Source organism: Dinoroseobacter sp. S76, assembly GCF_049801095.1.
Lineage (GTDB): Bacteria > Pseudomonadota > Alphaproteobacteria > Rhodobacterales > Rhodobacteraceae > Dinoroseobacter.
Genome location: NZ_JBNAGH010000001.1, coordinates 758,565 through 781,606, shown reverse-complemented (window position 1 = coordinate 781,606; position 23,042 = coordinate 758,565). Strand labels below are relative to the sequence as shown.

The 23,042-nt window shown below is 65.0% G+C and carries 28 protein-coding genes; 17 read left to right on the top strand and 11 right to left on the bottom strand.

Features of this window, described 5'->3' with window-relative positions; all coding sequences use genetic code 11:
• Positions 1-41: 41 nt before the first annotated feature.
• Positions 42-641, top strand: coding sequence for a 2-hydroxychromene-2-carboxylate isomerase (locus ACP153_RS03860; protein WP_424969646.1), 600 nt, complete (start codon positions 42-44; stop codon positions 639-641).
• Positions 641-1,468 carry an alpha/beta fold hydrolase gene (locus tag ACP153_RS03855; RefSeq protein ID WP_424969645.1) on the top strand — a complete coding sequence of 276 codons (828 nt, stop codon included), beginning with the start codon at positions 641-643 and terminating at the stop codon, positions 1,466-1,468. The genes ACP153_RS03860 and ACP153_RS03855 overlap by 1 nt, the downstream gene beginning before the upstream one ends.
• Here ACP153_RS03855 and ACP153_RS03850 read toward each other — a convergent pair.
• The 4 genes from ACP153_RS03850 to ACP153_RS03835 all read right to left on the bottom strand — a co-directional run bounded on the left by ACP153_RS03850 (position 1,441) and on the right by ACP153_RS03835 (position 4,372).
• The gene (locus tag ACP153_RS03850) at positions 1,441-1,848 is read right to left on the bottom strand and encodes a YcgN family cysteine cluster protein (RefSeq protein ID WP_424970006.1); all 408 of its coding nucleotides are present in this window, start codon (positions 1,846-1,848) and stop codon (positions 1,441-1,443) included. The genes ACP153_RS03855 and ACP153_RS03850 overlap by 28 nt on opposite strands.
• Before the next feature lie 80 nt (positions 1,849-1,928).
• Complete coding sequence (locus tag ACP153_RS03845; protein WP_424970005.1) at positions 1,929-2,879, bottom strand: bifunctional riboflavin kinase/FAD synthetase; 951 nt, start codon at positions 2,877-2,879, stop codon at positions 1,929-1,931.
• A 52-nt stretch (positions 2,880-2,931) separates the two neighbouring features.
• Positions 2,932-3,375, bottom strand: coding sequence for a MaoC family dehydratase (locus tag ACP153_RS03840; protein WP_424969644.1), 444 nt, complete (start codon positions 3,373-3,375; stop codon positions 2,932-2,934).
• A gap of 124 nt (positions 3,376-3,499) precedes the next feature.
• The gene (locus tag ACP153_RS03835; RefSeq protein WP_424969643.1) at positions 3,500-4,372 is read right to left on the bottom strand and encodes a TIGR01459 family HAD-type hydrolase; all 873 of its coding nucleotides are present in this window, start codon (positions 4,370-4,372) and stop codon (positions 3,500-3,502) included.
• Between the two features lie 364 nt (positions 4,373-4,736).
• On the opposite strand from ACP153_RS03835, the gene ACP153_RS03830 reads away from it, so the two are divergent.
• Positions 4,737-5,399 (top strand): VPLPA-CTERM sorting domain-containing protein, encoded by a 663-nt coding sequence (locus ACP153_RS03830; RefSeq protein ID WP_424969642.1) that lies wholly within the window; start codon positions 4,737-4,739, stop codon positions 5,397-5,399.
• A gap of 118 nt (positions 5,400-5,517) precedes the next feature.
• On the opposite strand, the gene ACP153_RS03825 is transcribed toward ACP153_RS03830, so the two are convergent.
• A complete protein-coding gene (locus ACP153_RS03825) occupies positions 5,518-6,438 on the bottom strand; it encodes a manganese-dependent inorganic pyrophosphatase (RefSeq protein ID WP_424969641.1) in 921 nt (306 codons plus the stop codon).
• Positions 6,439-6,583: 145 nt separating this feature from the next.
• Here ACP153_RS03825 and ACP153_RS03820 point away from each other — a divergent pair, with 145 nt between their 5' ends.
• Positions 6,584-7,267 (top strand): DUF2161 domain-containing phosphodiesterase, encoded by a 684-nt coding sequence (locus ACP153_RS03820; protein ID WP_424969640.1) that lies wholly within the window; start codon positions 6,584-6,586, stop codon positions 7,265-7,267.
• Between the two features lie 66 nt (positions 7,268-7,333).
• Here ACP153_RS03820 and ACP153_RS03815 read toward each other — a convergent pair whose 3' ends face one another.
• Positions 7,334-7,747, bottom strand: a complete 414-nt coding sequence (locus tag ACP153_RS03815) for a MarR family winged helix-turn-helix transcriptional regulator (protein ID WP_424969639.1) — start codon at positions 7,745-7,747, stop codon at positions 7,334-7,336.
• Positions 7,748-7,830: 83 nt separating this feature from the next.
• On the opposite strand from ACP153_RS03815, the gene ACP153_RS03810 reads away from it, so the two are divergent.
• The 6 genes from ACP153_RS03810 (at position 7,831) to ACP153_RS03785 (ending at position 13,435) form a co-directional block, all read left to right on the top strand.
• A complete protein-coding gene (locus tag ACP153_RS03810) occupies positions 7,831-8,274 on the top strand; it encodes a hypothetical protein (protein WP_424969638.1) in 444 nt (147 codons plus the stop codon).
• Positions 8,275-8,612: 338 nt separating this feature from the next.
• On the top strand, positions 8,613-8,900 hold the full coding sequence (gene groES, locus ACP153_RS03805; protein WP_424965161.1) for a co-chaperone GroES: 288 nt from the start codon (positions 8,613-8,615) through the stop codon (positions 8,898-8,900).
• Positions 8,901-8,944: 44 nt separating this feature from the next.
• Positions 8,945-10,588, top strand: a complete 1,644-nt coding sequence (gene groL / locus ACP153_RS03800; RefSeq protein ID WP_424969637.1) for a chaperonin GroEL — start codon at positions 8,945-8,947, stop codon at positions 10,586-10,588.
• 174 nt (positions 10,589-10,762) lie between these two features.
• Positions 10,763-11,287 (top strand): GNAT family N-acetyltransferase, encoded by a 525-nt coding sequence (locus tag ACP153_RS03795; RefSeq protein WP_424969636.1) that lies wholly within the window; start codon positions 10,763-10,765, stop codon positions 11,285-11,287.
• 59 nt (positions 11,288-11,346) lie between these two features.
• Positions 11,347-12,492: an alpha-D-ribose 1-methylphosphonate 5-triphosphate diphosphatase gene (locus ACP153_RS03790; RefSeq protein WP_424969635.1), complete on the top strand. Its 1,146-nt coding sequence runs from the start codon at positions 11,347-11,349 to the stop codon at positions 12,490-12,492.
• Between the two features lie 82 nt (positions 12,493-12,574).
• Positions 12,575-13,435, top strand: coding sequence for a DMT family transporter (locus ACP153_RS03785; protein ID WP_424969634.1), 861 nt, complete (start codon positions 12,575-12,577; stop codon positions 13,433-13,435).
• Here the strand turns inward: ACP153_RS03785 and ACP153_RS03780 are convergent.
• Positions 13,432-13,881, bottom strand: coding sequence for an NUDIX domain-containing protein (locus tag ACP153_RS03780; RefSeq protein WP_424969633.1), 450 nt, complete (start codon positions 13,879-13,881; stop codon positions 13,432-13,434). The genes ACP153_RS03785 and ACP153_RS03780 overlap by 4 nt on opposite strands.
• Positions 13,882-13,956: 75 nt before the next feature.
• Here ACP153_RS03780 and ACP153_RS03775 point away from each other — a divergent pair, with 75 nt between their 5' ends.
• Entirely contained in the window at positions 13,957-14,733 is a 777-nt protein-coding gene (locus tag ACP153_RS03775; RefSeq protein WP_424969632.1) for an esterase/lipase family protein, read from the top strand.
• On the opposite strand, the gene ACP153_RS03770 is transcribed toward ACP153_RS03775, so the two are convergent.
• Positions 14,730-15,683: an ABC transporter ATP-binding protein gene (locus ACP153_RS03770; RefSeq protein ID WP_424969631.1), complete on the bottom strand. Its 954-nt coding sequence runs from the start codon at positions 15,681-15,683 to the stop codon at positions 14,730-14,732. The two genes, ACP153_RS03775 and ACP153_RS03770, sit on opposite strands and share 4 nt — an antisense overlap.
• A 128-nt stretch (positions 15,684-15,811) precedes the next feature.
• On the opposite strand from ACP153_RS03770, the gene ACP153_RS03765 reads away from it, so the two are divergent.
• The 5 genes from ACP153_RS03765 (at position 15,812) to ACP153_RS03745 (ending at position 20,830) form a co-directional block, all read left to right on the top strand.
• Complete coding sequence (locus ACP153_RS03765; protein ID WP_424965153.1) at positions 15,812-16,000, top strand: zinc-finger domain-containing protein; 189 nt, start codon at positions 15,812-15,814, stop codon at positions 15,998-16,000.
• 184 nt (positions 16,001-16,184) lie between these two features.
• On the top strand, positions 16,185-16,850 hold the full coding sequence (gene trhA / locus ACP153_RS03760) for a PAQR family membrane homeostasis protein TrhA (RefSeq protein ID WP_424969630.1): 666 nt from the start codon (positions 16,185-16,187) through the stop codon (positions 16,848-16,850).
• 76 nt (positions 16,851-16,926) lie between these two features.
• Positions 16,927-19,728, top strand: a complete 2,802-nt coding sequence (gene polA, locus ACP153_RS03755; protein ID WP_424969629.1) for a DNA polymerase I — start codon at positions 16,927-16,929, stop codon at positions 19,726-19,728.
• 12 nt (positions 19,729-19,740) lie between these two features.
• Positions 19,741-20,277: a pseudouridine synthase gene (locus tag ACP153_RS03750; RefSeq protein ID WP_424969628.1), complete on the top strand. Its 537-nt coding sequence runs from the start codon at positions 19,741-19,743 to the stop codon at positions 20,275-20,277.
• The gene (locus ACP153_RS03745) at positions 20,264-20,830 is read left to right on the top strand and encodes a YdeI/OmpD-associated family protein (RefSeq protein WP_424969627.1); all 567 of its coding nucleotides are present in this window, start codon (positions 20,264-20,266) and stop codon (positions 20,828-20,830) included. The genes ACP153_RS03750 and ACP153_RS03745 overlap by 14 nt, the downstream gene beginning before the upstream one ends.
• Here ACP153_RS03745 and ACP153_RS03740 read toward each other — a convergent pair.
• Both ACP153_RS03740 and ACP153_RS03735 read right to left on the bottom strand, forming a co-directional pair.
• Complete coding sequence (locus tag ACP153_RS03740) at positions 20,827-21,075, bottom strand: DUF2798 domain-containing protein (RefSeq protein ID WP_424969626.1); 249 nt, start codon at positions 21,073-21,075, stop codon at positions 20,827-20,829. The two genes, ACP153_RS03745 and ACP153_RS03740, sit on opposite strands and share 4 nt — an antisense overlap.
• A gap of 52 nt (positions 21,076-21,127) precedes the next feature.
• Positions 21,128-21,502, bottom strand: coding sequence for a nuclear transport factor 2 family protein (locus ACP153_RS03735; protein WP_424969625.1), 375 nt, complete (start codon positions 21,500-21,502; stop codon positions 21,128-21,130).
• 207 nt (positions 21,503-21,709) lie between these two features.
• Between ACP153_RS03735 and ACP153_RS03730 the strand changes: the two genes are divergently transcribed.
• Positions 21,710-22,414, top strand: a complete 705-nt coding sequence (locus ACP153_RS03730) for a hypothetical protein (RefSeq protein ID WP_424969624.1) — start codon at positions 21,710-21,712, stop codon at positions 22,412-22,414.
• A gap of 18 nt (positions 22,415-22,432) precedes the next feature.
• Here ACP153_RS03730 and ACP153_RS03725 read toward each other — a convergent pair whose 3' ends face one another.
• Entirely contained in the window at positions 22,433-23,026 is a 594-nt protein-coding gene (locus ACP153_RS03725; RefSeq protein WP_424969623.1) for a DUF1285 domain-containing protein, read from the bottom strand.
• Between the last annotated feature and the right edge of the window lie 16 nt (positions 23,027-23,042).

Genomic DNA, 23,042 nt, shown 5'->3' with positions numbered 1-23,042 from the left:
AGCGCCCGATCCGGGCGCACACAGCGCAGCGGGGGGCATCAATGGCGCAGCTGGACTACTATTTCGCAACAATTTCACCCTTCACCTATCTCACCGGAGGGCGTGTCGAGGAGATCGCCGCCAAGCATGGCCTGACGCTGGTCTACAAGCCTCTGGATATCATGGCTTTGTTCAGCCGCACCGGGGGCACGCCACCCAAGGATCGCCACCCCTCCCGGCAGGAATACCGCCTGCAGGAACTGGCCCGTCAGGCGAAAAAGACCGGGCTGCCGCTCAACATCAAACCCGCCCATTGGCCGACGAACCCGGCGCCGAGCTCCTATGCGATCATCGCCGCGCAGGCCGCCGGAGGTGGGGATATGGGCAAGCTGGTCAATGGCCTCACCGCGGCCTGCTGGGCCGGTGAAAAGGATGTGGCCGAGGATGTCGTGATCAAGGAGTGTCTCAGCGCGGCGGGCTTTGACCCGAGCCTTGCCGATAGTGGGCTCCTGAGCGGGGCCGAGGCCTATGCCAACAACCTCGAAGAGGCGGTGAGCCGGGGTGTCTTCGGCGCGCCCTTCTTCATCACCGAGGATGATCAGCGGTTCTGGGGGCAGGACCGGCTCGATGATCTGGAGGCGCATCTCGACGGCACGCTCTAGTGCCGCGCGAGACCCTCGCAGGGACCGAAATATGCTGGAGCGTGACGGGGGAGGGCCCGGTCACGCTCTTTCTCCATTGCGCACTTGGGAGCGCGCGGGGCTGGCAGCCGTTGTTTGCGCGCCTGCCCGGGCGGCGTCTCGTGAGCTTCGACATGCCCGGACATGGCGGCTCGGGTCCCTGGGATCCGGCGCGCGATGATCACAGCCATGTGATGGAGGTGGCGCAGGCCCTGCTCGCGCGGTTCGAGGGGCCGGTGGATCTGGTCGGGCACAGCTATGGTGGCACGGTGGCCCTGCGCCTCGCACTGGAGAACCCGGCGCGGGTGCGGCGGTTGGTGCTGGCGGAGCCTGTGCTCTTCGCCGCCGCGCGCTTGTCCGATCCTGTGGCCTTGCGCGCCTATGAGGCGTCCTGCGCCCCGGAGGGCGAAGCTTTCGCTGCCGAGGATTGGCCCCGGGCCGCGGCGCTCTTCTTTGATCGCTGGGGTGGGGCGCCCTGGGCGCGCCTGAGCCCGGCGCAGCAGGCTGAGGTGACCGCGCGGATCCCGATGATCCCACGCTCCATCCCCACGATGTTGGCGGATCAATTCGACCTTGTTCCGCGTCTGGAGGAAATCACTTGCCCGGCGCTCCTCTTGGCCGGGGATCGCTCGCCACCGATCATCTCGGCGATCCAGACCGCGCTTGGCACGGCGCTGCCGCAAGCGACTGCGCGGGTGATCGCGGGGGCGGGGCATATGCTGCCCCTGACCCATGCGGCGGAGATTGCGCCCCTGCTGCAGGCTTTTCTGACGGCGGAGGGCTACTCGCCCTCGGGCTCGATCAGGTAATCCTCGAGCTCTTCTTCCGCGACCTCAAACTCCGGGATCGCCCAGCCCGCGACCGAGATCCCGGCCTCATGGACGCTCTCGGCCCGGCCGGAGATCAGCGGGTGCCACGGGTAGAGTGGCTTGCCATCATAGAGCAGCTTGTAGGCGCAGGTTGCGGGCATCCAATAGGCGACGGTATCGATATTCTCGGGTGTCAGCACCACGCAATCGGGGACGAATTGCTTGCGCAGCTCGTATTGCCCGCAGCGGCAGCTTTCCGTGTCCAGAAGCCGGCAGCTGACCCGGGTGAAGGCCACCTCGGCGGTGTCCGCGTCCTCAAGCTTCAGGAGGCAGCACTTGCCGCAGCCATCGCAGAGCGCCTCCCATTCCGCCTGGGTCATCTCGGTGAGGGGGACCGTCTCCCAGAACCGGCGGCGCAGGCGCGTCGGGGGCGGTGCGCCTTTGCGCGCCTTGCGGCGGCTCACGCGGCGGCCTCGGCCCGGGCCAGGATCTCGCGCGCGCGGGCGCAATCCGCATCCATCTGGGTGATCAGCGCATCGAGCCCGTCGAATTTCTCTTCGGGGCGCAGGAACGACACGAGCGCAACCGAGAGCGCCGTGTCATAGAGATCGCCCTTGAAGTCAAAGATGAAGGTCTCGAGGTTCGGGACATTCTCGCCGAACATCGGGCGCACGCCCATGGAGGCCGCGCCGTGATAACGCCCCTCATGGGGGCCTTCGAGCACATTGACCAGCACTGCGTAGACCCCGAATTTCGGCGGGTGCAGACCGGCGATGGACATGTTCGCCGTGGGGTAGCCGAGCGTACGCCCGCGCTTCTCCCCATGGATGACGGGGCCTTCGATCCGGTGCCAATGGCCCAGCATGCGCGCAGCATCCTCGGGCCGCCCCTCGGAGAGCGCCCTGCGGATCGAGGTAGAGGACACGACCGTGTCGGAATCCTGCAAAAGATCCGCGATGGTCACGCCAAACCCCATCTCTTCGCCAAAGGCGCGCAGCATCTCTGTGGTGCCCTTGCGCCCCTTGCCAAAGCAGAAATCCGCCCCGACCAGCACATGCTTTAGCCCCAGCGCGTCATGGATGATCTCGCGGGCGAAGCTTTCGGCGCTCAGCCCGGCCAGATCTGCATCAAAGGGCAGTTGATAGAGCACATCCACCCCGAGCTTTTCCAGCCGGTGGGCGCGCGCGGTCTCGGACATCAGCCGAAAGGGCGGCGCGTCCGGGGCAAAGAACTCGCGGGGATGGGGCTCGAAGGTCAGAACTCCCACAGGCGCCGAGATCGCCGAGGCAGCGGCCCGGGTCCGGTCCAGAACGCTTTGATGGCCGAGATGCACGCCGTCGAAATTCCCGATCGCGGCACAAGCGCCCCGGTCGGTCGGCAACACGAAATCAGCGTCTCGGACAATCCTCATCATGAGCCTGAGGTAGCCCGCAGCGCGGCGACGCGCAAGCGTTGGCGGAGGGTCAGTCGAACTTGCGGCTGGGCGCGATCACGAGGGCGTCGCCCTTGAGCACGACCTTATCCTCCACAAAGCACTTGGTCTCCAGCGAGACCCGGCGCTTGGGGAAGTTGATGTCGGTGACGGTGACTTCGGCAAAGACCATGTCGCCGGGGCGGACAGGGCCCATGAATTTCAGGGACTGGCCGAGATAGACCGTGCCATGGCCAGGCAATTGCTCGCCGATCACCGCCGAGATCAGGCTGGCGGTCAGCATGCCATGGGCGATGCGCCCCTCGAACCGGGTGTCCTGGGCGTATTCCTCGTCCAGATGCACCGGATTTCGGTCGGTGGAGACTTCGGCAAACATCTCGATGTCGCGGTCCGAGATGACCTTGCGCAGAGACCGGGACATGCCGATCTCGATGTCTTCGATGCAAATTGTGCCGCGCGGGGTGTTGTCCAACATCTCTCACTCCAGTCTAGCTGGGCGCTGGATAGTCGAATTGCGCGCTTTCTGCAACCGCGAAGGAAAGAATGCGACAAACTGAGCGCATGTGTTGAAACATTGTTACGCGACGGAGTCGCGCAGCCTAGCGAAGTTTCCCGATGGCATAGGTCGGCGTGATCTGGCCTTTGGCGAGGAAGCTCTCGAGTTTTGCCGGATCCGGCTGGTCGGTCGTGCCGGTTTCCGCCGCGGCCAAGCCCCCTGTAATAAAAAGGGAATCGATGTCCTCGCCCTGGGCCCCCTGAATATCCGTGTGGATCCCGTCGCCGATGGCCAGCAGTCGGTCTGTGGCGGGATGCTTGCCCAACTCGGCCAGGCGCGCCCGCGCCAGATCATAGATCGGCGGGTGGGGTTTGCCGAAATAGAGGCTCTCGCCCCCCATCTCTGTATAGAGCGCGGCGAGGGCGCCCGCGCACCATTCGCGCCGCTCCCCCCGGTCCACGACGATGTCGGGATTCGCGCAGAGCAGCTTCATCCCCTTCTGCTTGGCATAGAGAAAGTCCGCCCGATTCTCTGCCGGGTCGGCCATGGGGTCGAAAGGCCCGGTGCAGACAATGCCCTCGGCTTCGGCCAGGGGCACCTGCTGGATCGCGACCGGGTCGCTCACCACATTGATCGGGTCAAAGAAGCGCTGGTCGTGATCCTCGCCGATGAAATAGACCTTCTGTCCCACCACGCCGCGGAACATGGCCGCGCGGGCGCTGTCACCGGAGGTCGCGATGGTGTGCCAGCAACTGGGCGGCACCCCGAGACTGTCGAGCTGCTTTTCCACCCCGGCCCGAGGTCGCGGCGAGTTCGTCAGCAAGAGCACGGTGCCCCCGCCTGCTTTATAGCTGGTCAGGGCCGCCACCGCCTCGGGATGGGCCGCAACCCCGTTATGGACGCAGCCCCAAAGGTCCACGAGCAGGGCGTCATATTGATGCGAAATCTCGGACAGAGAGGTCACGATGCGAGTCATGGGCGAAGCTCCTGGTCGGTCGAGGGGGCGGGCCGCACGGGGCCCGGGCCTTTGCGGGACTTGTGTCGGTCATCGTGGCGCGGCGCAAGGGGGAAGGCCGTTCGGGAGGCCGTCCCCTGCGCGCTTCGGCCCGGTTTGCTCGGGATTTGGGCCATAAAGGCCGGGCTTGCCCTGCATCTCGTTGACAGTTCCGGGCTCTGGGCCCGCACCGTTCCCGATCCTGTAGGTAAACCCGGAAAATGGTTAATTGCGACTATGGTTAAACCATTAATATTAATGGAAAATAGTCACGAAATTAATTTGAATTAAGCGCTATTCAATTGCTAGGCCAATTATACGGAAAACCAGTTACAGGATAATTGTAATGATTAAACGTGTTCTGGGTGCCGCTCTGGCATCCGTCGTTCTGGGAAGCATGGCAAGCGCTGCCACCCTGAGCGGCACCTTCGACGTCACGGTTGTGAACCTGCAGAACCTGAGCTCGGCTCAGTCTCAGGCGACCATGGCGAATTTCAATGCGGCCCAGGCGAATGTGGCGTCGGTCTCCGACACCTTCACCTATACCGGTGAGCTCAGCTTCGGCACCTTTGACGGTTCCGACGGCACCACGATCCAGATGTGGCTCGACACAGGTGTCGGTGGCTCCGTCTCCGGTCTCGACAGCTCTGTGGGCGATCTGCAGCTCAGCAAGCCCGATATCGGCGCTGGCTCGGCAACCTCGACTTTCTTCTACTTCACCAAGGCCGGCGTTGGCGCCCATGACTTCGACGTGCGTCACGATGATGGCATGAACATCTTCGACGATGGCGTGCTGGTCGATGGCTTCAACGGTCCGAACGGCGTGCGCACCACCAGCGTTTCCGGCTTCGACGGGGGCACGTTCGGTCTGCTCTATGTGGCGACCAATGGCGATCCGTCCGTTCTCGAAGTGGGGGCCACCCCGGTTCCGCTTCCTGCCGGTCTGCCGCTTCTGGCAGCTGGTCTCGGAGGCCTCGTGGTGCTCCGTCGGCGTCGCGCGCAATCCTGACACACCTGCGCTTGACCCTCTTGGCAAGGGCTGTCCGCAAGGGCAGCCCTTCGTCGTTTTAGCGACATGGAAAAGGGGACGCGCTTTGCGTCCCCTTCCTGTTCGGATGCTGGGTCGATCAGACCTTGAGGTTCGGGATGATCTGCTTCTTGCGGCTGACCACGCCGGGCAGGACCACCGCATCGCCGGTGGCGTCGGCGTCAAAGCTCTTGGCGGCGACGGTCTTGACCAGATCATTGGGCACGAGCAGCGTGGATTCCTCGTTCAGGATATCGACCACAAAGAGCAGCACCTGATCGACCCCATCTTCGGCGGCGACGGTGGTCATGCTCTCGATCAGGGACGCCTTGCGGTCCAGCACGGTCGCGGGGGAGGTGGTCTCGAGAACCGAGACGCGGAACTTGGTGCCGTCGACCTCGTATTCCTTGGAATCCATCCGCAGCAGTTCCGCATCGGAGAAGGCCGAGACATCGGATTTCGCGGCAAACATCTCGGCGGCGTAGTCAGGCACGGAGATGCCCAGCTCACCCGCCAGCGCCTCGACCACTTCGCGGTCCCGGTCGGTGGTGGTCGGCGAGCGGAATTCCAGCGTGTCGGAGATGATGCAGGAGAGCATCGCGCCCTTGATGTTCTCGGGCATCTTGGCGGCGTCCGCGCCCATCAGGTCGTACATGATGGTGGCGGTGCAGGCGACGGGACGGATCGTGATGTCGATCGGACCCTTGGTTTCCAGCCCGCCGACCAGCTTGTGGTGGTCGATGATCTGCTGGATGTCGGCACCATTGATGCTGGCGGGCAGTTCGGCGGGGTTGTTGGTGTCGACGATGACGACCGGCGCGTCCTCGGCCACATCCTCGATGATCGCGGGGGTCTCAAAGCCCCAGCGCTCCACCACGAAGGCGGCTTCGGTGTTGGGCGTGCCGAGCAGCACGGCTTCGGCCGGGGTGCCTTTGATTTCCGACAGGTACCAGGCCCAGATCAGGGGCGAGCCGGTGGAATCAGTGTCGGGGGATTTATGGCCGAATACTTGGATCGTCATGGCGTTGTTCCATCTGTGGAAGGATCTTTGCGCGCCTTATAGAAGCGCGTCTGTCCAGTGTCACCGGGTCCCGTGGGCGGCATTTGGACGCCGCACTGCAGCGCGCCGGGCTGGCGTCGAGCGCTCAGCCGGGTAGGGTGCGGATATGCGCGAGACTGACCTCTACCCTCCGATCAAAGCCCTGCTCGAGGCGCAGGGCTACGTGGTCAAGGGCGAGGTGGGCGCGGTGGATGTGGTGGCCATCCGCGAAGACGAGCCACCGGTGCTGGTGGAGCTGAAAACCGGCTTCTCGCTCAGCCTTTATCATCAGGCCGTGGCACGGCTGCGCCTGAGCGAGACGGTTTATATCGCTGTGCCGAAACCCAAGGGACGCACGGCCAAGCGCAGCCTGAAGGACAATCTCAGCCTCTGCCGACGTCTCGGGCTTGGCCTGATCACCGTGCGCGCAGATGGGCGCGCCGAGGTGCAGTGCGATCCAGGCCCCTATGCGCCGCGCAAGGTCAAGGCCAAGCAGGCCAAGCTGCTGCGCGAGTTCCAACGGCTGGAGGGCGACCCGAATGCAGGCGGCGCCACGCGCCACGGGATCGTCACTGCCTATCGGCAGGATGCCTTGCGCTGCGCGGCCTACCTGGCTGAACAAGGCCCGTCGCGCGGGCAGGATGTGGCCAAGGCCAGCGGGGTCGCCGCCGCGACTCGGCTGATGCGGGATAACCATTATGGCTGGTTCGAGAAGGTCGAGACCGGGGTCTACGGGCTCACCGAGGTGGGCCGCGCCGGGCTGGTCCACTGGGCCTATAGCTGGGAAGGCGACACGCCGCCTGAGGAGTGAGCGCGTGTGGAGGGCTTCGGGCCTTTGATCCGATAAGCGCTGACAACCCGGCGTTTGGCGCGGGGCTCAGGCGATCCGCGCCATCAGGGTTTTGAGTGTCTCTTGCTCCTCGGCGCTCAAGGGCGCCACGAGCGTGCCGATGGTCTCCGCCAAAGCGCGGCTGAGATCGGCGACCACCGCGTGACCCTTGGGGGTGAGCGAGACGACGCTGGCCCGCTGATCCCGTTGCGAGGGACGGCGCGCCACGAGGCCCTTGGTCTCCAGCATGCCGATGACGCGGGTCATCTGCGACTTGTCCCTGGCAAAACGGGCGGTGAGCTCGCGGATCTCGGGCTGACCCATTTCCGCGAGGGTGAGCAGCAACATGCCCCCGGCGGGTCCCACATTCTCGGTGTCGAACTCCGCAGCCTTGGCCTGCAGGGCGCTGTGGATCCGCCGCATGAAGCGGTCCACGAACAGGGCGAGATCGGTGTCAGCCATGGCCTTGCATAGTTGACATGGTCCACTGCATCAATAATGGTAGACTTTGTCTACTAAATTGCGTTCGCCACCGGAGGTCCACCATGTCGCTGCCCAAGATCATCGCAATCCTCTGGGTCATCTGGGGGCTGGTACACACGCTGGCTGGTGTGATCGTCCTCTCTTCCGATGCCAGTGGCGGGTTTCAGGCCATTGCCGATGCGGTCGCGCCGGAGCTCTTGCAGGCGGAGTATCACCCGGCGGCGGCGGGCATCCTGAACCAGCATGGCTGGAACCTCGGCTGGTTCGGGGTGGCGACCTGCATCGGCGGTGTTTTGATCTGGCGCGGAAACCGAACCGCGCTCTGGGTGACGGCGATGGTCGGCGGGCTCGCGGATCTCGGTTATTTCTTCTTTCTCGACCTGCCGGGTTTTGTGCATTTCTTCCCGGGCACTGTGATGACCCTCGTCTCGGGTTCGGCGATTCTGCTGAGCCTCCTCCAGTGGCGCCGCACGGATCCTTCCGAGCAGGGTGCCGCCAAGGGGTAGACGGCTCCGCATGGGACGCGGCGCAGCGCCGGAGCGGCACCGAGCAGGGCTGGCTCCGGGGGTAAGTCGCTCCCCCAACTGCCGCTTCTGCACGCGTCTCAACAATGTGCGAGACTTCTAAGCCGTTGCAAACGTGGCAAGGTTTCGACGCAACCCGTCCCAACAGGCTTCCGTAGCTCTGTCCGAGATCCGCGCTCGGGCAGATCCCATTTTTTCCAGCCATGCCCGTTGACACCCTCGTGAGGGATCTCTACCTACGCTGCGTTAGCACTCGCCAGAGATGAGTGCTAACGGCCCGAAAGGGCCAGGGAGAAACACTGAGCGAAGGAGCCTCAGACATGGCATTCACTCCGCTACACGACCGTGTGCTGGTCGAGCGCGTTGAGAGCGAAGAGAAAACCGCAGGCGGGCTGATCATCCCCGACAGCGCCAAGGAAAAGCCGGCCGAGGGCCTGGTTGTGGCCGTGGGCGCAGGCGCCAAGGACGAAGATGGCGACCGGATCGCCATGGACGTCAAGGAAGGCGACAAGATCCTGTTCGGCAAGTGGTCCGGCACCGAGGTGTCCGTCGACGGCAAAGACCTGCTGATCATGAAGGAAAGCGACATCCTCGGGATCATTTCCTGAGCCGCCGCTGACCCCCTCAACGAAATTCTATAGGAGCGAACACAATGGCTGCTAAAGACGTCAAGTTTGATACCGACGCCCGCAACCGCATGCTCAAAGGCGTGAACATCCTCGCCGATGCTGTGAAAGTGACCCTGGGCCCGAAAGGCCGCAACGTGGTCCTCGACAAGTCCTTCGGCGCCCCGCGCATCACCAAGGACGGTGTCTCTGTCGCCAAAGAGATCGAGCTGGAAGACAAGTTCGAGAACATGGGCGCACAGATGGTGAAGGAAGTGGCTTCCCGCACCAATGATGAGGCCGGCGACGGCACCACCACCGCCACCGTGCTGGCTCAAGCCATCGTCAAGGAAGGCATGAAGTCGGTTGCCGCTGGCATGAACCCGATGGATCTGAAGCGCGGCGTCGACATGGCCACCGCGAAGATCGTCGAAGCGATCAAAGCCGCCTCCCGCGAAGTTGCAGACAGCGCTGAAGTTGCGCAGGTCGGCACTATCTCCGCGAATGGCGAAGCCGAAATCGGCAACCAGATCGCGGACGCGATGCAGAAGGTCGGCAACGAGGGTGTCATCACCGTCGAAGAGAACAAAGGCCTCGAGACCGAGACCGATGTCGTCGAAGGCATGCAGTTCGACCGTGGTTACCTGAGCCCCTACTTCGTGACCAACCCCGACAAGATGACCACCGAGCTGGAAGACGCGATCATCCTGCTGCACGAGAAGAAACTCTCGTCGCTGCAGCCGATGGTGCCGCTCCTTGAGTCCGTGATCCAGTCCGGCAAGCCGCTCCTCATCATTGCTGAGGACGTGGAAGGCGAAGCGCTGGCGACCCTCGTGGTCAACAAGCTGCGCGGCGGTCTGAAGATCGCAGCCGTCAAGGCACCGGGCTTCGGTGACCGCCGCAAGGCCATGCTGCAGGACATCGCGATCCTGACCGGCGGCCAGGTGATCTCCGAAGATCTGGGCATGAAGCTCGAGAACGTGACCATCGACATGCTGGGCACCGCCAAGCGCGTTTCAATCACCAAGGACGAGACCACCATCGTCGACGGTGCGGGCGCCAAGGCCGAGATCGAAGCGCGCGTCGCTCAGATCCGCAACCAGATCGAAGAGACCACCTCCGACTACGACCGTGAGAAGCTGCAGGAACGTGTGGCCAAGCTCGCCGGTGGCGTGGCTGTCATCCGCGTTGGCGGCATGACCGAAGTCGAAGTGAAAGAGCGCAAGGACCGTGTGGACGATGCTCTGAACGCGACCCGCGCTGCTGTGCAGGAAGGCGTTGTCGTCGGTGGCGGCGTGGCCCTCGTGCAGGCCGCCAAGGCGCTCGACGGTCTCTCCGGTGTGAACTCCGATCAGGACGCAGGCATCGCCATCGTCAAGAAGGCCATCGAAGCGCCCCTGCGCCAGATCGCCGAAAACGCCGGTGTGGACGGCGCGGTCGTGGCCGGCAAGGTCCGCGAGAGCGACGACACCTCCTACGGCTTCAACGCTCAGACCGAAGAATATGGCGACCTGTTCGCCTTCGGTGTGATCGACCCGGCCAAGGTCGTGCGGACCGCTCTGGAAGACGCAGCCTCCATCGCGGGTCTGCTGATCACCACCGAAGCCATGGTTGCTGACCTGCCCGCCAAGGAAGGCGCAGGCGCACCGGGCGGCATGCCCGACATGGGCGGCATGGGCGGCATGATGTAAGCCAGCCCGGCTCATCACGAGATGCGAGAGGGGGCCTTCGGGCCCCCTTTTTGCGTGCAGGCCCGGATCCGGTCTCGGGCCCGGTCCGGGGGCGCCCGATAAATTGTCCGAGAAACATCAAGCGCGCCGCAAAAAGGCTTGGCCTCTCGGACAAATCCCGCGCAGAGTAGCGTGATGAACATCAACGCGCGCCCTCCGATTGACTACCGTCCGGTCCGGTTGGACGATCACCGCGCGGTCTCCATTCTGGTGGATACGAGTTTTGAGGGGCCGGGCGAGTCGCGCCTGCTCCAGGCCCTGCGTGACGAGAACGCCATGGAGCTGGAGCTTGTGGCGATCGAGAACGGGCATGTCATCGGCCATATCGCCTTTCCCCGGCTCATCACCCCCGAAGGCTGGATCGCTCTGGCGCCGCTCACGGTGCGGTCTGATCGGCGACGGCAGGGCGTCGGGGCCGCGCTCGTGCGCGAGGGGATCGACATCCTCCGCCGCCGCCATGTGCCCGCGATCCTCGTGCTCGGGGATCCCACCTATTACGAGCGGTTCGGCTTCTCGGTGAAAGGTGCGTCGCGACTGTCGAGCGCCTATCCGCGCAACAATCTGATGTTGCTGCCCTTCCAGCCGGGGCTCGGAGGCGAGCGGTTCGATGTGCGCTATCCCACGGCCTTCTTCCGGGGGCTGGGCAACGTCAAGTCCTGAGGCAGGCTGCCGCGCGGAGGGGGCTTGCATAGCCCGCCCGCCCGGCGCATCACCCGCCCATGCTGTCGCTTCGGTTTCATAACGGTCTGATCCTCGATCCGCGCCTTGGCGTGCTGGAGGAACTTGCGATTGCCGACGGTCGCATACTGCCTGACGGGGCAAGGGGCCGGTCGGTGGACTTGCAAGGCTACGCGCTTCTCCCCGGTGCGATCGATCTGCACGGGGATGGGTTCGAGCGGCATCTTGCGCCCCGCCGCGGCGCCTTGCGCACCACCGAGGAAGGATTGCTCGCGCTTGATGCAGAGCTCGCCGCCGCCGGGATCACAACGGCGATTCTCGCGCAGTTCTGGTCCTGGGAAGGGGGGATGCGCAGCCCCGACTTCGCGCGCGAGCTTGCCCGGGCTCTGGCCGCGACGCGCGCGCGCCTGCGCACGGATATGCAGATCCAGCTGCGACTGGAAACCCATATGATCGACGATTTCGACACGGTGGAGGGGTTCGTGGCCGAGGCCGGGATCCGCTATGTCGTCTTCAACGATCACCTCCCTCATCAACGTCTGGCCGAGGGGCGTCGCCCGCCGCGCCTGACCGGGCAGGCTCTCAAGAGCGGGCGCAACCCGGAGGCGCATCTGCGCCTGATGCAAGACCTGCACGCGCGCAGTGGCGAGGTGCCGGATCGGCTGACTGCACTGGCCGCGGCTCTGATCGCGCGCGGCGTCACGCTGGGCAGCCATGACGACCACACCGCCAAGGATCGCGCCGCCGCGCGACAGATGGGCGTCACCATTGCCGAGTTCCCGGAAACCGAGGAGGCTGCCAAAGCGGCTCGTGACCATGGGGATCCGATCATCCTCGGGGCACCGAATGTCATGCGGGGCGCGTCACATGCGGGCAATGTCTCGGCGCGGACATTGATCGAGGCTGAGCTCTGCGACGCGCTGGTCTCGGACTATCACTACCCGTCGCTCAAGGCCGCCGCCCTTGATCTGGCCGGCGGGGTCACTCCCGCCCTTGGCCCGGTCTGGGACAAGATCAGCGCCCGCCCGGCCGAGATGCTCGGGCTGACCGATCGCGGGACACTGCAACCGGGAAACCGCGCCGATCTGGTGGTGCTGGAGCGGGCCACGGGCCAAGTTGCGGCGAGCTTTTCCGGCGGCGTCGTCTCGTTCCTTGGCGGAGGGTTCGCCGAGCGTCTGTTGGGTTAAACCCGCCCGGTTTCACGGGGAGTTGCACGCGGTCCGACGATCCGGCCTTGCCCGTCCCCGCGCCCCGTGATCAGGCTGGCCCATGACGACTGCTACTGCCCCGCTTTCCGGCCCCCGCCTTTTCGCGCTTGTTGCCCTGACCATGACGGCTTTCGCGGCCAATTCCCTTCTGAACCGGGCGGCGCTTGCCGAAGCCGGGATCGGCCCGGCAGCCTTTGCGGCGATCCGTTTGGCGGCGGGCGCGCTGGCACTGGTGCTGCTGGCGCGGCGGCGTGGACCGCTGGGGCTGACCACGCCCGGGCGCTGGATCGGGGTGCTGAGCCTGACCGCCTATATGCTGGGGTTTTCCTTCGCCTATCTGAGCCTTGATGCGGGCCTCGGGGCGCTGATCCTCTTTGGCGGTGTGCAGATCACCATGTTTGCCGGCGCGCTACTGGCGCGCGAGGTGGTGCCGCTGGCGCGTTGGCTGGGCGCGGGCATGGCGCTGGCGGGGCTTGCGCTCTTGCTGTGGCCTGGGGCGGTGGGGCGGCCGGATCCGCTGGGCCTTGGCCTGATGATGATCGCGGCTGTGGGCTGGGGGATCTATTCCCTCCACGGTCGCGGGAGCCGCGCGCCGCTCTCGGATACGGCGGCGAACTTCCTGCTGGCTTTGCCCCTCGGCCTGCTCGCGTGGTTGATCTGGGCGAGCGATGATGCGCTGTCGGTGCCGGGGATCCTGCTGGCGGTGGTGTCGGGGGCGCTGACCTCGGGGCTTGGCTATGCGCTCTGGTATGCGGTGCTGCCGTCGCTTGGCGCGACGCGCGCGGCCGTGGCGCAGCTGACCGTGCCGGTGATCGCGGCGCTGGGCGGGCTCATCCTGCTGGGTGAGGCGGTGACATGGCTCACCGGGCTTGCGACGCTTCTGGTGCTGGGCGGGGTGGCGATTTCCCTGCGCAAGGGTTAGCGGACAATCGGCTCCAGCGGATCATAGAGGAGCCCTTCGCCCCAAGCCGCCTCGGCCAGGCTGTCGGGTTTCACGCGCAGGGTGGCCATCTCCGCCCGGGTCACGAAGCGCCGCTCGCTGACGATCCCTTCCGGATCGCGCCAGTTTGGGTCAAGCACCCCGTCTGTCACGACCGCTCGGAAATAGAGATCGACCTGATGGAAGCTGCCACCCGGGTCGTGGAACTCATTCACCAGACAGGGGGCGCCCACGGCGACCGTCAGGCCGGTTTCCTCATGCACCTCGCGGACGAGGTTTTCGGGCAGGGAGCTTCCGCGCTCCACCCCGCCGCCCGGTGCGCACCACAGATCATAGCGCTTGTCCCGATAGGCATTGACCAGCAGCAGGCGCTGCTGCGCGTCGAGGATCAGGGCGCGGACGGCCAGTCTGGGGGAGGGGCGGGACATAGGGTCAGAGTGTCGTTGCGTCCCCGACTTGGCAAGCCTCTCGCCTTGGCCCTGTCCCCCGGGTAGGTTGTGGCCATGCGCGCTCCTGTCCTCGCTGCCCTTCTCACCCTCCTTTTGCCGCAGACCGCGAGCGCGGCCTGTATCGTGCTTCTGCACGGGTTGGCGCGCAGTGATGCGTCCTTCACGGTGATGGAGGTCGTGCTCAGCGGGCTCGGCCACGAGGTGATCTCGCCGGATTACGCCTCTACCGAAGCGACGGTGGAAACGCTCGCCGCCGAGGTGATCCCACCTGCGCTGGCGGAGTGCGCGCCCCGTGCGGCGGATGTGGTGGCCCATTCCATGGGCGGCATCCTGCTACGCGCCCACGCGGCGGAGCTTGGTCCCGAGGGGATTGGCCGCGTCGTGATGCTCGGCCCGCCGAACCAGGGCTCGGAACTGGTGGATGAGCTCGGCGATTGGGCGCTCTTTCAATGGGTGAACGGCCCGGCGGGGCGGCAGCTCGGGACCGGGCCAGATTCGGTGCCCAACCAGCTGGGACCCGTTCCCTTCGAGCTTGGTGTGATCGCGGGCACGAACAGCCTCAACCCGCTCTTCTCGCGGGTGCTGCCGGGGGAGGATGACGGCAAGGTCTCGGTCGCGCGGACCAAGGTGGCGGGCATGGCCGATCACATCACCTTGCCCGTGACCCACACGCTGATGATGAACGATCCCAAGGTGATCGCCCAATCGGTCGCCTTCCTTGAGACCGGGGCCTTCGCGCCGGAAATGGATTATGGCGAGGCCGTACGGCGCCTCTTCAACGCCTCGGATCTCGCCGCGCGGCTGGAGGGACGCGAGGCAGAGGCGGATTAGGCCGCGTCCGCGCTCCGAGTCAGGGCGACGAAAACGTCTTCCAGATCCGGCTCCTCGGTCGCCAGCTCGCGGATATGGATCTCCGCATGGCGCACGGCTTCCAGGATCGTCTCGACCGAGATCTGCCCGCGCCGATAGGCAAAGCAGAGCGTCCCGTCAGGCCGGATCTGTCCCTGCACGCCCGGGATCTCGGGCAGCGGGCCTGAAACGGGCGCCTCGGGGGTGATCACCAGCGTCTTGGCGTCGAGCCGCCCCAGCAGGTTCGCGGTCTTGTCCTGGGCGATCTTTTCGCCGTGATTGATGATTGCGATCTCGTCGCACATCTCCTCGGCCTCTTCGAGGTAGTGCGTGGTCAGGATGATCGTCATCCCGTCCTCGTTGAGCTTGCGCACATTGCGCCACAGCATTTGGCGCAACTCGATATCCACCCCGGCGGTGGGCTCGTCCAGCACCAGAACATGAGGCGTATGGACCAGCGCCTTGCCCAGCAAAAGCCGCCGCCGCATCCCCCCCGAGAGCGAGCGCGCGTAGGCGTCCGCCTTGTCGCTCAGACCAATCAGCGCGAGAATCTCATCGGTCCGCCACTCGCTGCGCGGCACGCCGTAAAGCCCGCTTTGCATGTCGAGCGCGCCGCGCGGGGTGAAGAACGGATCCAGGTTCAGCTCCTGGGGCATCACCCCGATCGCGGCGCGGCTCTGGCGCGGGTTCACATCCTGATCAAAGCCCCAGATCCGGACTTGTCCGGCGGTCTTGCGCACGAGCCCGGCGAGGATGTTGATCAGCGTGGACTTGCCCGCCCCGTTCGGCCCGAGCAGACCAAAGATCGAGCCCGCCGGGATCGTCAGGTCCACCCCCTTCAGCGCGTCCTTGGGCGGCTGACCATTGGCTGCGCCATAGGTTTTGCGCAGGCCGGTAATCTCGATAGCGGCTGCAGAGCTCTGATGTGACATGGCGTCCCCCCGTGCGCCTCTGGCCCCCAAGCTCTTGTTCGGGGCGGGACAAGGCGTATGATGCGCCCGACCTAGGGGTGTGCACGCTCCGAGGCAAGACTTTGTGATCTTATCGACGGAGCCATCCCATGCCCACCGCTGTCCCCGAGACCAAAATCGTGACCGATTGGCGGATCGCTTGTGATGGAGGCGAGGGCGCGCTCGGCCATCCGCGCGTCTGGCTCCAGATCCCCGAAGAGCATGGCTGGGTCGAGTGCCCCTATTGTGATGCGCGCTATATCCACAAGGATTTCGAAGGCAAGATCGCCATCGACTGAGGCCTCTCCGAACGCGCGGCGCCGGGGGTGCTGGCGCGCGGCCTTGACGTCGAACGGGGGAGATGCGGGGCGAGGGCATTCGACCTTCGCGGCTGGTCGTTTGGTCTGGGCGGCCCCCTGCCGCCAGGGCGGGTTCCGTGCGGTTAACCCGGTGTGAGGGGATAAGCGTGCTATAGTCCTTCCCATGACCCATTATCGCGACCCGGAGCGTCCCTATTCCCGCGCTGAGCGTATCAGCGACGCGGTGGTACATCTGGGCGCGCTCGGGGCGGCCCTGGCGGCGGTGCCGGTGCTGATCACCTTGTCGGCCGTGTGGAAGCTGGGGGCCGGGCCGATCACGGGGCTAGCGATCTATGGCGGGAGCCTGATCGCCATGCTGCTGTGCTCGTTTCTTTATAATCACGTGCCGCGCCCGGATTGGGTGGTGCGGCTGCGCGCGCTCGATCAGGGGGCGATCTTCGTCAAGATCGCTGGGACCTACACTCCCTTTGCATTGCTCTCGGGAACGGGCTTCGGGCTGCTGACCACGATCTGGAGCGGGGCCGCCTTTGGCGTGGTGCTTGCCACCTTGCGGCGCCATCGCTCGGTGCTGCCTTCGGCGTTGCTGTGTCTGGGGCTCGGTTGGGCCATTGTCCTCGGAGGGCAGGGGCTTCTGGCGACGCTTTCGGGGACGGTGGTGATGCTGATGGTGGCGGGCGGGCTGCTCTATTCCATCGGCGTGCCGTTCCTGCTGGCCACGCGGATGCGGTTCCACAACACGATCTGGCATGGCTTTGTGGTGACCGCGAGCGTGCTCTATTTCATCGCGGTTTTCATCCATATGACCCAGACCGCGCTGCCACCGGCCTGAACTGGCCGCTGACCCCTCGCCAATCCCGGTGCAAGGCTATATCGCTGGGGACGCGACGCGAGACTGGGGGGCGGCCATGGCATTTGGCAAGGGACATCATCTGCATCTGATCGACGGATCGGCGTTCATTTTCCGCGCCTATCACGCGCTGCCGCCGCTGACGCGGAAATCCGACGGGCTGCCCATCGGGGCGGTCTCGGGCTTTTGCAACATGCTGCAGCGCTATGTGGAGGGGAATACCGGCTCGGACGCGCCGACCCATGTGGCGGTGATCTTCGACAAGGGCAGCCACACCTTCCGCAATGATCTCTATGATCAGTACAAGGCCAATCGTGAGGCCATGCCCGAGGATCTGCGCCCGCAGATCCCCCTGACCCGCACGGCGACCGAGGCCTTCAACATCGCCTGCAAGGAGATCGAGGGGTTTGAGGCCGATGACATCATCGCCACCCTCGCCGTGCAGGCGCGCGAAGCGGGCGGGCGCTGCACGATTATCAGCTCGGACAAGGACCTGATGCAGCTTGTGGGCGGCGGGGTCGAGATGCTCGACGCCATGAAGAACCGGACCATCGACGTGGATGGGGTGCATGAGAAGTTCGGCGTGGGCCCCGAGCGCGTGGTGGATGTGCAGGCGCTTGCAGGGGATTCCGTGGACAATGTGCCCGGCGCGCCGGGGATCGGGATCAAGACCGCCGCCCTGCTGATCAACGAATACGGCTCGCTCGAAGAGCTTCTGGACCGCGCCGAGGAGATCAAGCAGCCCAAGCGCCGCCAGACCCTGATCGAGCATCGGGCGCAGATCGAGCTGTCGAAGAAGCTCGTGCAGCTCGATTGCGAGATGGAGCTCGGCTTCACGCTGGATGATCTGGAGGTGCGCGACCCGGAGCCGGAGACCCTGCTCGGGTTTCTCGGGGAGATGGAGTTCCGGACGCTCACCAAGCGGATTTCGGCGACCCTGGGCGTCGAGGCCCCCGCTGTGCCCGAACCAGCGGCCGCGTCTGCCGAGGCAGACGCGGTGGACCTTCCGCCGCTCGACCCGAGCGCCTATGAGACCATCCGGGATGCCGCCGCGCTCTCCGCGTGGATCGAGACGATCCACGCCCGGGGGTATGTGGCGGTCGACACCGAGACCACGGGGCTCAACGAGATGCGCGCGGATCTGGTCGGCGTGTGCCTCTGTGTCGAGCCGGGCAAGGCGGCCTATCTGCCCCTGACCCACAAGGATGGCGGCGGGGAAACGGACCTCTTTTCGTCGGAGCCCAAACTGGCCGAGGGCCAGATGGATCTCGACGAGGCGCTTGCGATGCTCAAGCCGGTTCTGGAGGATCCCGCGATCCTCAAGATCGGGCAGAACATGAAATATGACGCCAAGATCCTCGCCCGCAACGGCATCGCCATAGCACCCATCGATGACACGATGCTCTTGAGCTACGCGCTCCATGCGGGGCAGCACAATCACGGCATGGACGCCCTGTCCGAGCGCTATCTCGATCACACGCCGATTCCGATCAAGACCCTGCTGGGCACGGGTAAATCCGCGATCACCTTTGATTTCGTCCCCATCGACGAGGCCACGAAATACGCCGCTGAGGATGCCGAGATCACTCTGCGGCTCTGGCAGCTTTTGAAGCCGCGCCTGCATGTGGCGCAGGTCACCAAGGTCTATGAGCGGATGGAGCGGCCCATGGTCCCGGTCCTCGCCGAAATGGAGATGCACGGGATCAAGGTCGACCGCGACACGCTCAGCCGGATGTCCAATGCCTTTGCCCAGAAGATGGCCGGGCTCGAGGCGGAGATCCACGAGCTTGCGGGCGAGAGCTTCAATGTCGGCAGCCCCGCGCAGCTCGGCGATATTCTGTTTGAGAAGATGGGGTTCGAGGGCGGCAAGAAGGGCAAGTCGGGCAAATACTCGACCCCCGCCGATGTGCTGGAGGATCTGGCGACCGAGCATGACCTGCCACGCCGGGTGCTCGACTGGCGGCAGCTCAGCAAGCTGAAATCGACCTATACGGACGCGCTGCAGGACCATATCAACCCCGAGACGGGACGGGTGCATACCTCCTACTCCATTGCCGGCGCGAATACCGGTCGGCTGGCCTCAACGGATCCGAACCTGCAGAACATCCCGGTCCGCTCCGAGGAAGGGCGCCGGATCCGCGAGGCCTTCGTGGCCGAGCCTGGCAATGTGCTGGTCAGCCTCGACTATTCGCAGATCGAGCTCAGGATCCTCGCCCATATCGCCGGGATCGACGCGCTGAAAACCGCGTTCCGCGACGGGCTCGACATTCACGCTATGACCGCGTCGGAGATGTTCGATGTGCCGCTGGAGGAGATGACGCCCGAGATCCGCCGCCAGGCCAAGGCGATTAATTTCGGGGTGATCTACGGCATCTCCGGCTTTGGCCTTGCGCGCAATCTGCGCATCCCGCGGAGCGAGGCGCAGGCCTTCATCGACACCTATTTCGAGCGCTTCCCCGGGATCCGCGCGTACATGGACGACACGGTGGCCTTCGCGAAGGAGAACAAGTTCGTCAAGACCCTCTTCGGGCGCAAGATCCACACGCCCGAGATTGGCGCGCGGGGGCCTCAAGCGGGCTTTGCCAAACGCGCGGCGATCAACGCGCCGATCCAGGGCACGGCGGCGGATATCATCCGGCGCGCCATGGTGCGCATGCCGGGTGCCATCGCCGATCTGCCCGCGCGGATGCTGCTGCAGGTCCATGACGAACTGATCTTCGAGGTCGCGGAGGAGGCCGTGGATCAGGTCATCCCTGTCGTGCGCGACATCATGGAAGGCGCGGCTGAGCCAGTTGTCCGGCTCGATGTTCCGCTGACCGTGGATGCGGGGCAGGGGGCGAGCTGGGCCGAGGCCCACTAGCGGCGCGATCCGATGCTGATCGCCTTCAACAAACCCATGAATGTGCTTTCGCAATTCACGCCCGAGGGGCAGTGGCGCGGGTTGAAGGACTGGATTGATCTGCCCGGGGTTTATGCCGCCGGGCGGTTGGATCGGGACAGCGAGGGGCTTTTGCTGCTCACCGATAATGGCAAGCTGCAGGCGCGGATCACCCAGCCGCGCGCCAAGATGCCCAAGACTTACTACGCGCTCGTCGAGGGGACGCCCAAATCGGAGGCACTGGACCAGCTGCGGCGGGGCGTCACCCTGAAGGATGGCAAGACCCGACCGGCCAAGGTGGCCGAGGTGCCCGCGCCGGACTGGCTCTGGCCCCGGGATCCGCCCGTGCGCGTTCGAAAAACCGTGCCCGATGCCTGGCTGCGGCTGACGATCACCGAAGGCAAGAATCGGCAAGTGCGGCGCATGTGTGCGGCGGTTGGCCTGCCTTGTCTCCGGCTGATCCGGACGCAGATCGGCGATTGGCATCTGGGCGATCTCGCCCCGGGAGAATGGCGTCATGAGCAGCCTTGAAGAGGTGGAGGTCCGCAGCCGCGCCGACTTGCGCGCCTGGCTCGCAGAGCATCACGGGCAGGCGGCCTCGGTCTGGATGATCACCTATAAAAAGCACACAGATCACTATCTCAGCTATGACGCGGCGATTGACGAGTTGCTCTGTTGGGGCTGGGTGGATTCCGTCACGGGGCGCGTGGATGCGGATCGCGCAAAGCTGCGGATCAGCCCGCGCAATCCGAAATCCGCCTGGTCCCGGGTGAACAAGGAAAAGGTCGCGCGTCTGCGTGCCGCCGGTCTCATGCAGCCTTCCGGCGAGGCGGTGATCGCCGAGGCCGAAGCGAACGGGATGTGGGTGTTTCTCGACGATGTGGAGCGGTTGGAGCGTCCGGCGGATCTGGACGCGGCTTTGGGCGATCTCTTGCCCGTTTGGCAGGATTGGCCGCGCTCCGTCAAGCGCGGCACGCTGGAGTGGATCAAGACCGCAAAAACTGCGCCAACCCGGGCGAAACGCATCGCTGATGTGGTCGAGAGCGCGGGCGCGGGCCTCCGTCCCAGCCCGTTTCGCCGCTAGCCCGCAGGCGTGGTCAGCCGCGCCACGATCTTGCGCGCGACCGGTCCGGCCAGCAAAGCGCTGGGAAAAGCCACGGCCCAGGCAAAGAGCCAGGCGTTCAGCCACAACCCGACAAAGCCCGGCGGGAGCCCCAGCGCCTTGAAACTCACCACGCCTGAGACGATGAAGGACATCACCCCGGACAGGATCAGGGCAAAGAGGTAAGGGGCAAATCGGGCAGGCAGCATCGCGGGCGTCTCGCGCAAGGGGCAGATGGGCTGGTTCTAGCCAACCCGCCCCGCCGCGTCAGCGACAAAGTCACTGAAGGGCAGGAACCTCGCCGAAAAACCCGATCACCTGCTGCAGGCGGCCATCGTCGGCCAGCGTGCAACAATCGAGGCCCGTGATCGCCACCGCCCCGTCCGCGCCACGCAAGTGCCAGTGAAACCGGACAAAACCGTGATGGGTATCGGGTCCGCTGGTCAGCTCCAGCAGCGCGCCGGGCATGCCTTCCTGCATCCCGCCGATATGGGCGACGAGCGCTGTGCGGCCCTCGACCCGCGCGCTGGGATCGCAATAGAGCCCGTCCTTGGCGAAAGACGCCGCCAGCAGGGTCGCCCGCTCGGACGCATCGGTTGCATTCCAAGCCGCGCCATAGTTTTGCAGCACCTTGTCCAGATCCGTTTTGCCCATCCGTCCCTCCCATGGCTGCCCCGCGATCCTGCGCTGGCGGAACGTCATGGGTCAATCGCAGGGCTTGGCGGGAGCAAACCAGGGCTCCCCACGTGGCGTGTTTCGAAACCCGCGCCTACGGGCCCGGGCCGCGCCCCAAGGCAAAGCTGGCCAGAACGTTAATCTGTGTTAACGTCCCCATGTTTTTGGCGATTTTTGGAGATGAAGATGTATTTCAGAACAGCCCTAGCCCTTGTCCTCACCTGTGCTGCCGGGGCCGCGCAGGCCCTGACGCTGTTGCCGGGCACGACCTTGGATCAAAACGACTATTTCACATCCGGGGAAGTGACTGCCGGAGATCCGGATTTCCTCGGGACCGAGCTGGTGACCGTGGTCGCCTCGGCGACGGAGATCCGCGACGGGTTTGATGGCAGCATGGTGGTGGACGACCTTTACAATGTGACCGGCACCATCACGGCGACCGCGATCCAGTCGGTCAACGGCCATGCGGTCTTTGCCTATGACCTGTCCTCGGTCGATATGAGCGGCGCGGGTGCGTTGAATGGGGCGGCGGTGTTTTCCGTGTCGGGCTATGCCGGGTTCGACGTGGATGTCGGCTGGATTTCTCCCACCGGTCCCGAGGTGCCGCCTGTCGAGATCATGCGCAGTGCCGATGGCGACACGGTCACCTTCACCTTCGAGGATCCGCGTATCTCTCAGAGTGATTTCCTTGAGACCATTCTGCTCAAGACCGACGCGGACACCTTCGACCTGTTGGGAGAGGGCGAGGTGGTGATCGCGATCGACAGCTTCGGGGATATGCCGCGCAGCCTGAGCGGTCTGCCACAACCGGCGGTGATTCCGCTGCCGATGAGCGGTCTTTTGCTACTTGGCGCGCTGGGCGCGCTCGGGGTCGGCCGTCGCCGCGCCTGAGGCCTGTTGCAGGGCGGATCAGACGCCCTGCATCTCCGCCGCCGGGATCATCGGAAAGAACACGCCGTCCGAGCGCACGCCGAACCAGTCTTCGCCCTCGAAGGGGGCCGTTTCGCCCAATTCCACCAATCGGTAGAAGCTCTTACGGTCGATCAGCGCCTCCAACCCGCGCCGGATATGGATATAAGGCGCGGGCTCGCCGGTCTCCGTGTCGCGGGTGACGCGGATCGGGTTTTCTGTGCCGGCGCGGCTGGTGTCGCCCACTTGGGTGGTGAAGGTCAGGACCTGCACGTCCTCCTCAGCGCTGACGTCGAAATCTGTGGCGACAAAGGGCGCGTCCTCCACGGTGATCCCGACCTTCTCGACCGGGGTGACGAGGAAGTATTTGCCGTCCTCAAGCTTCAGAATCGAGGAGAAGAGCCGCACCAGCGGTGCCCGGCTGATCAGTGAGCCCTCATAATACCATTTGCCGTCCCGGGCGATGTGGATGTCCAGGTCGCCGCAAAAGGGCGGGGTCCACAAATGCACCGGCGGGAGCCCCTTTTCCGAGGCCGCGCGGGCCGAGGCCGCGATGTCTTCGGCGGAGGGGGTCACGATGTTTTGTGCGCTCATTGTTTTTGCCATTTGT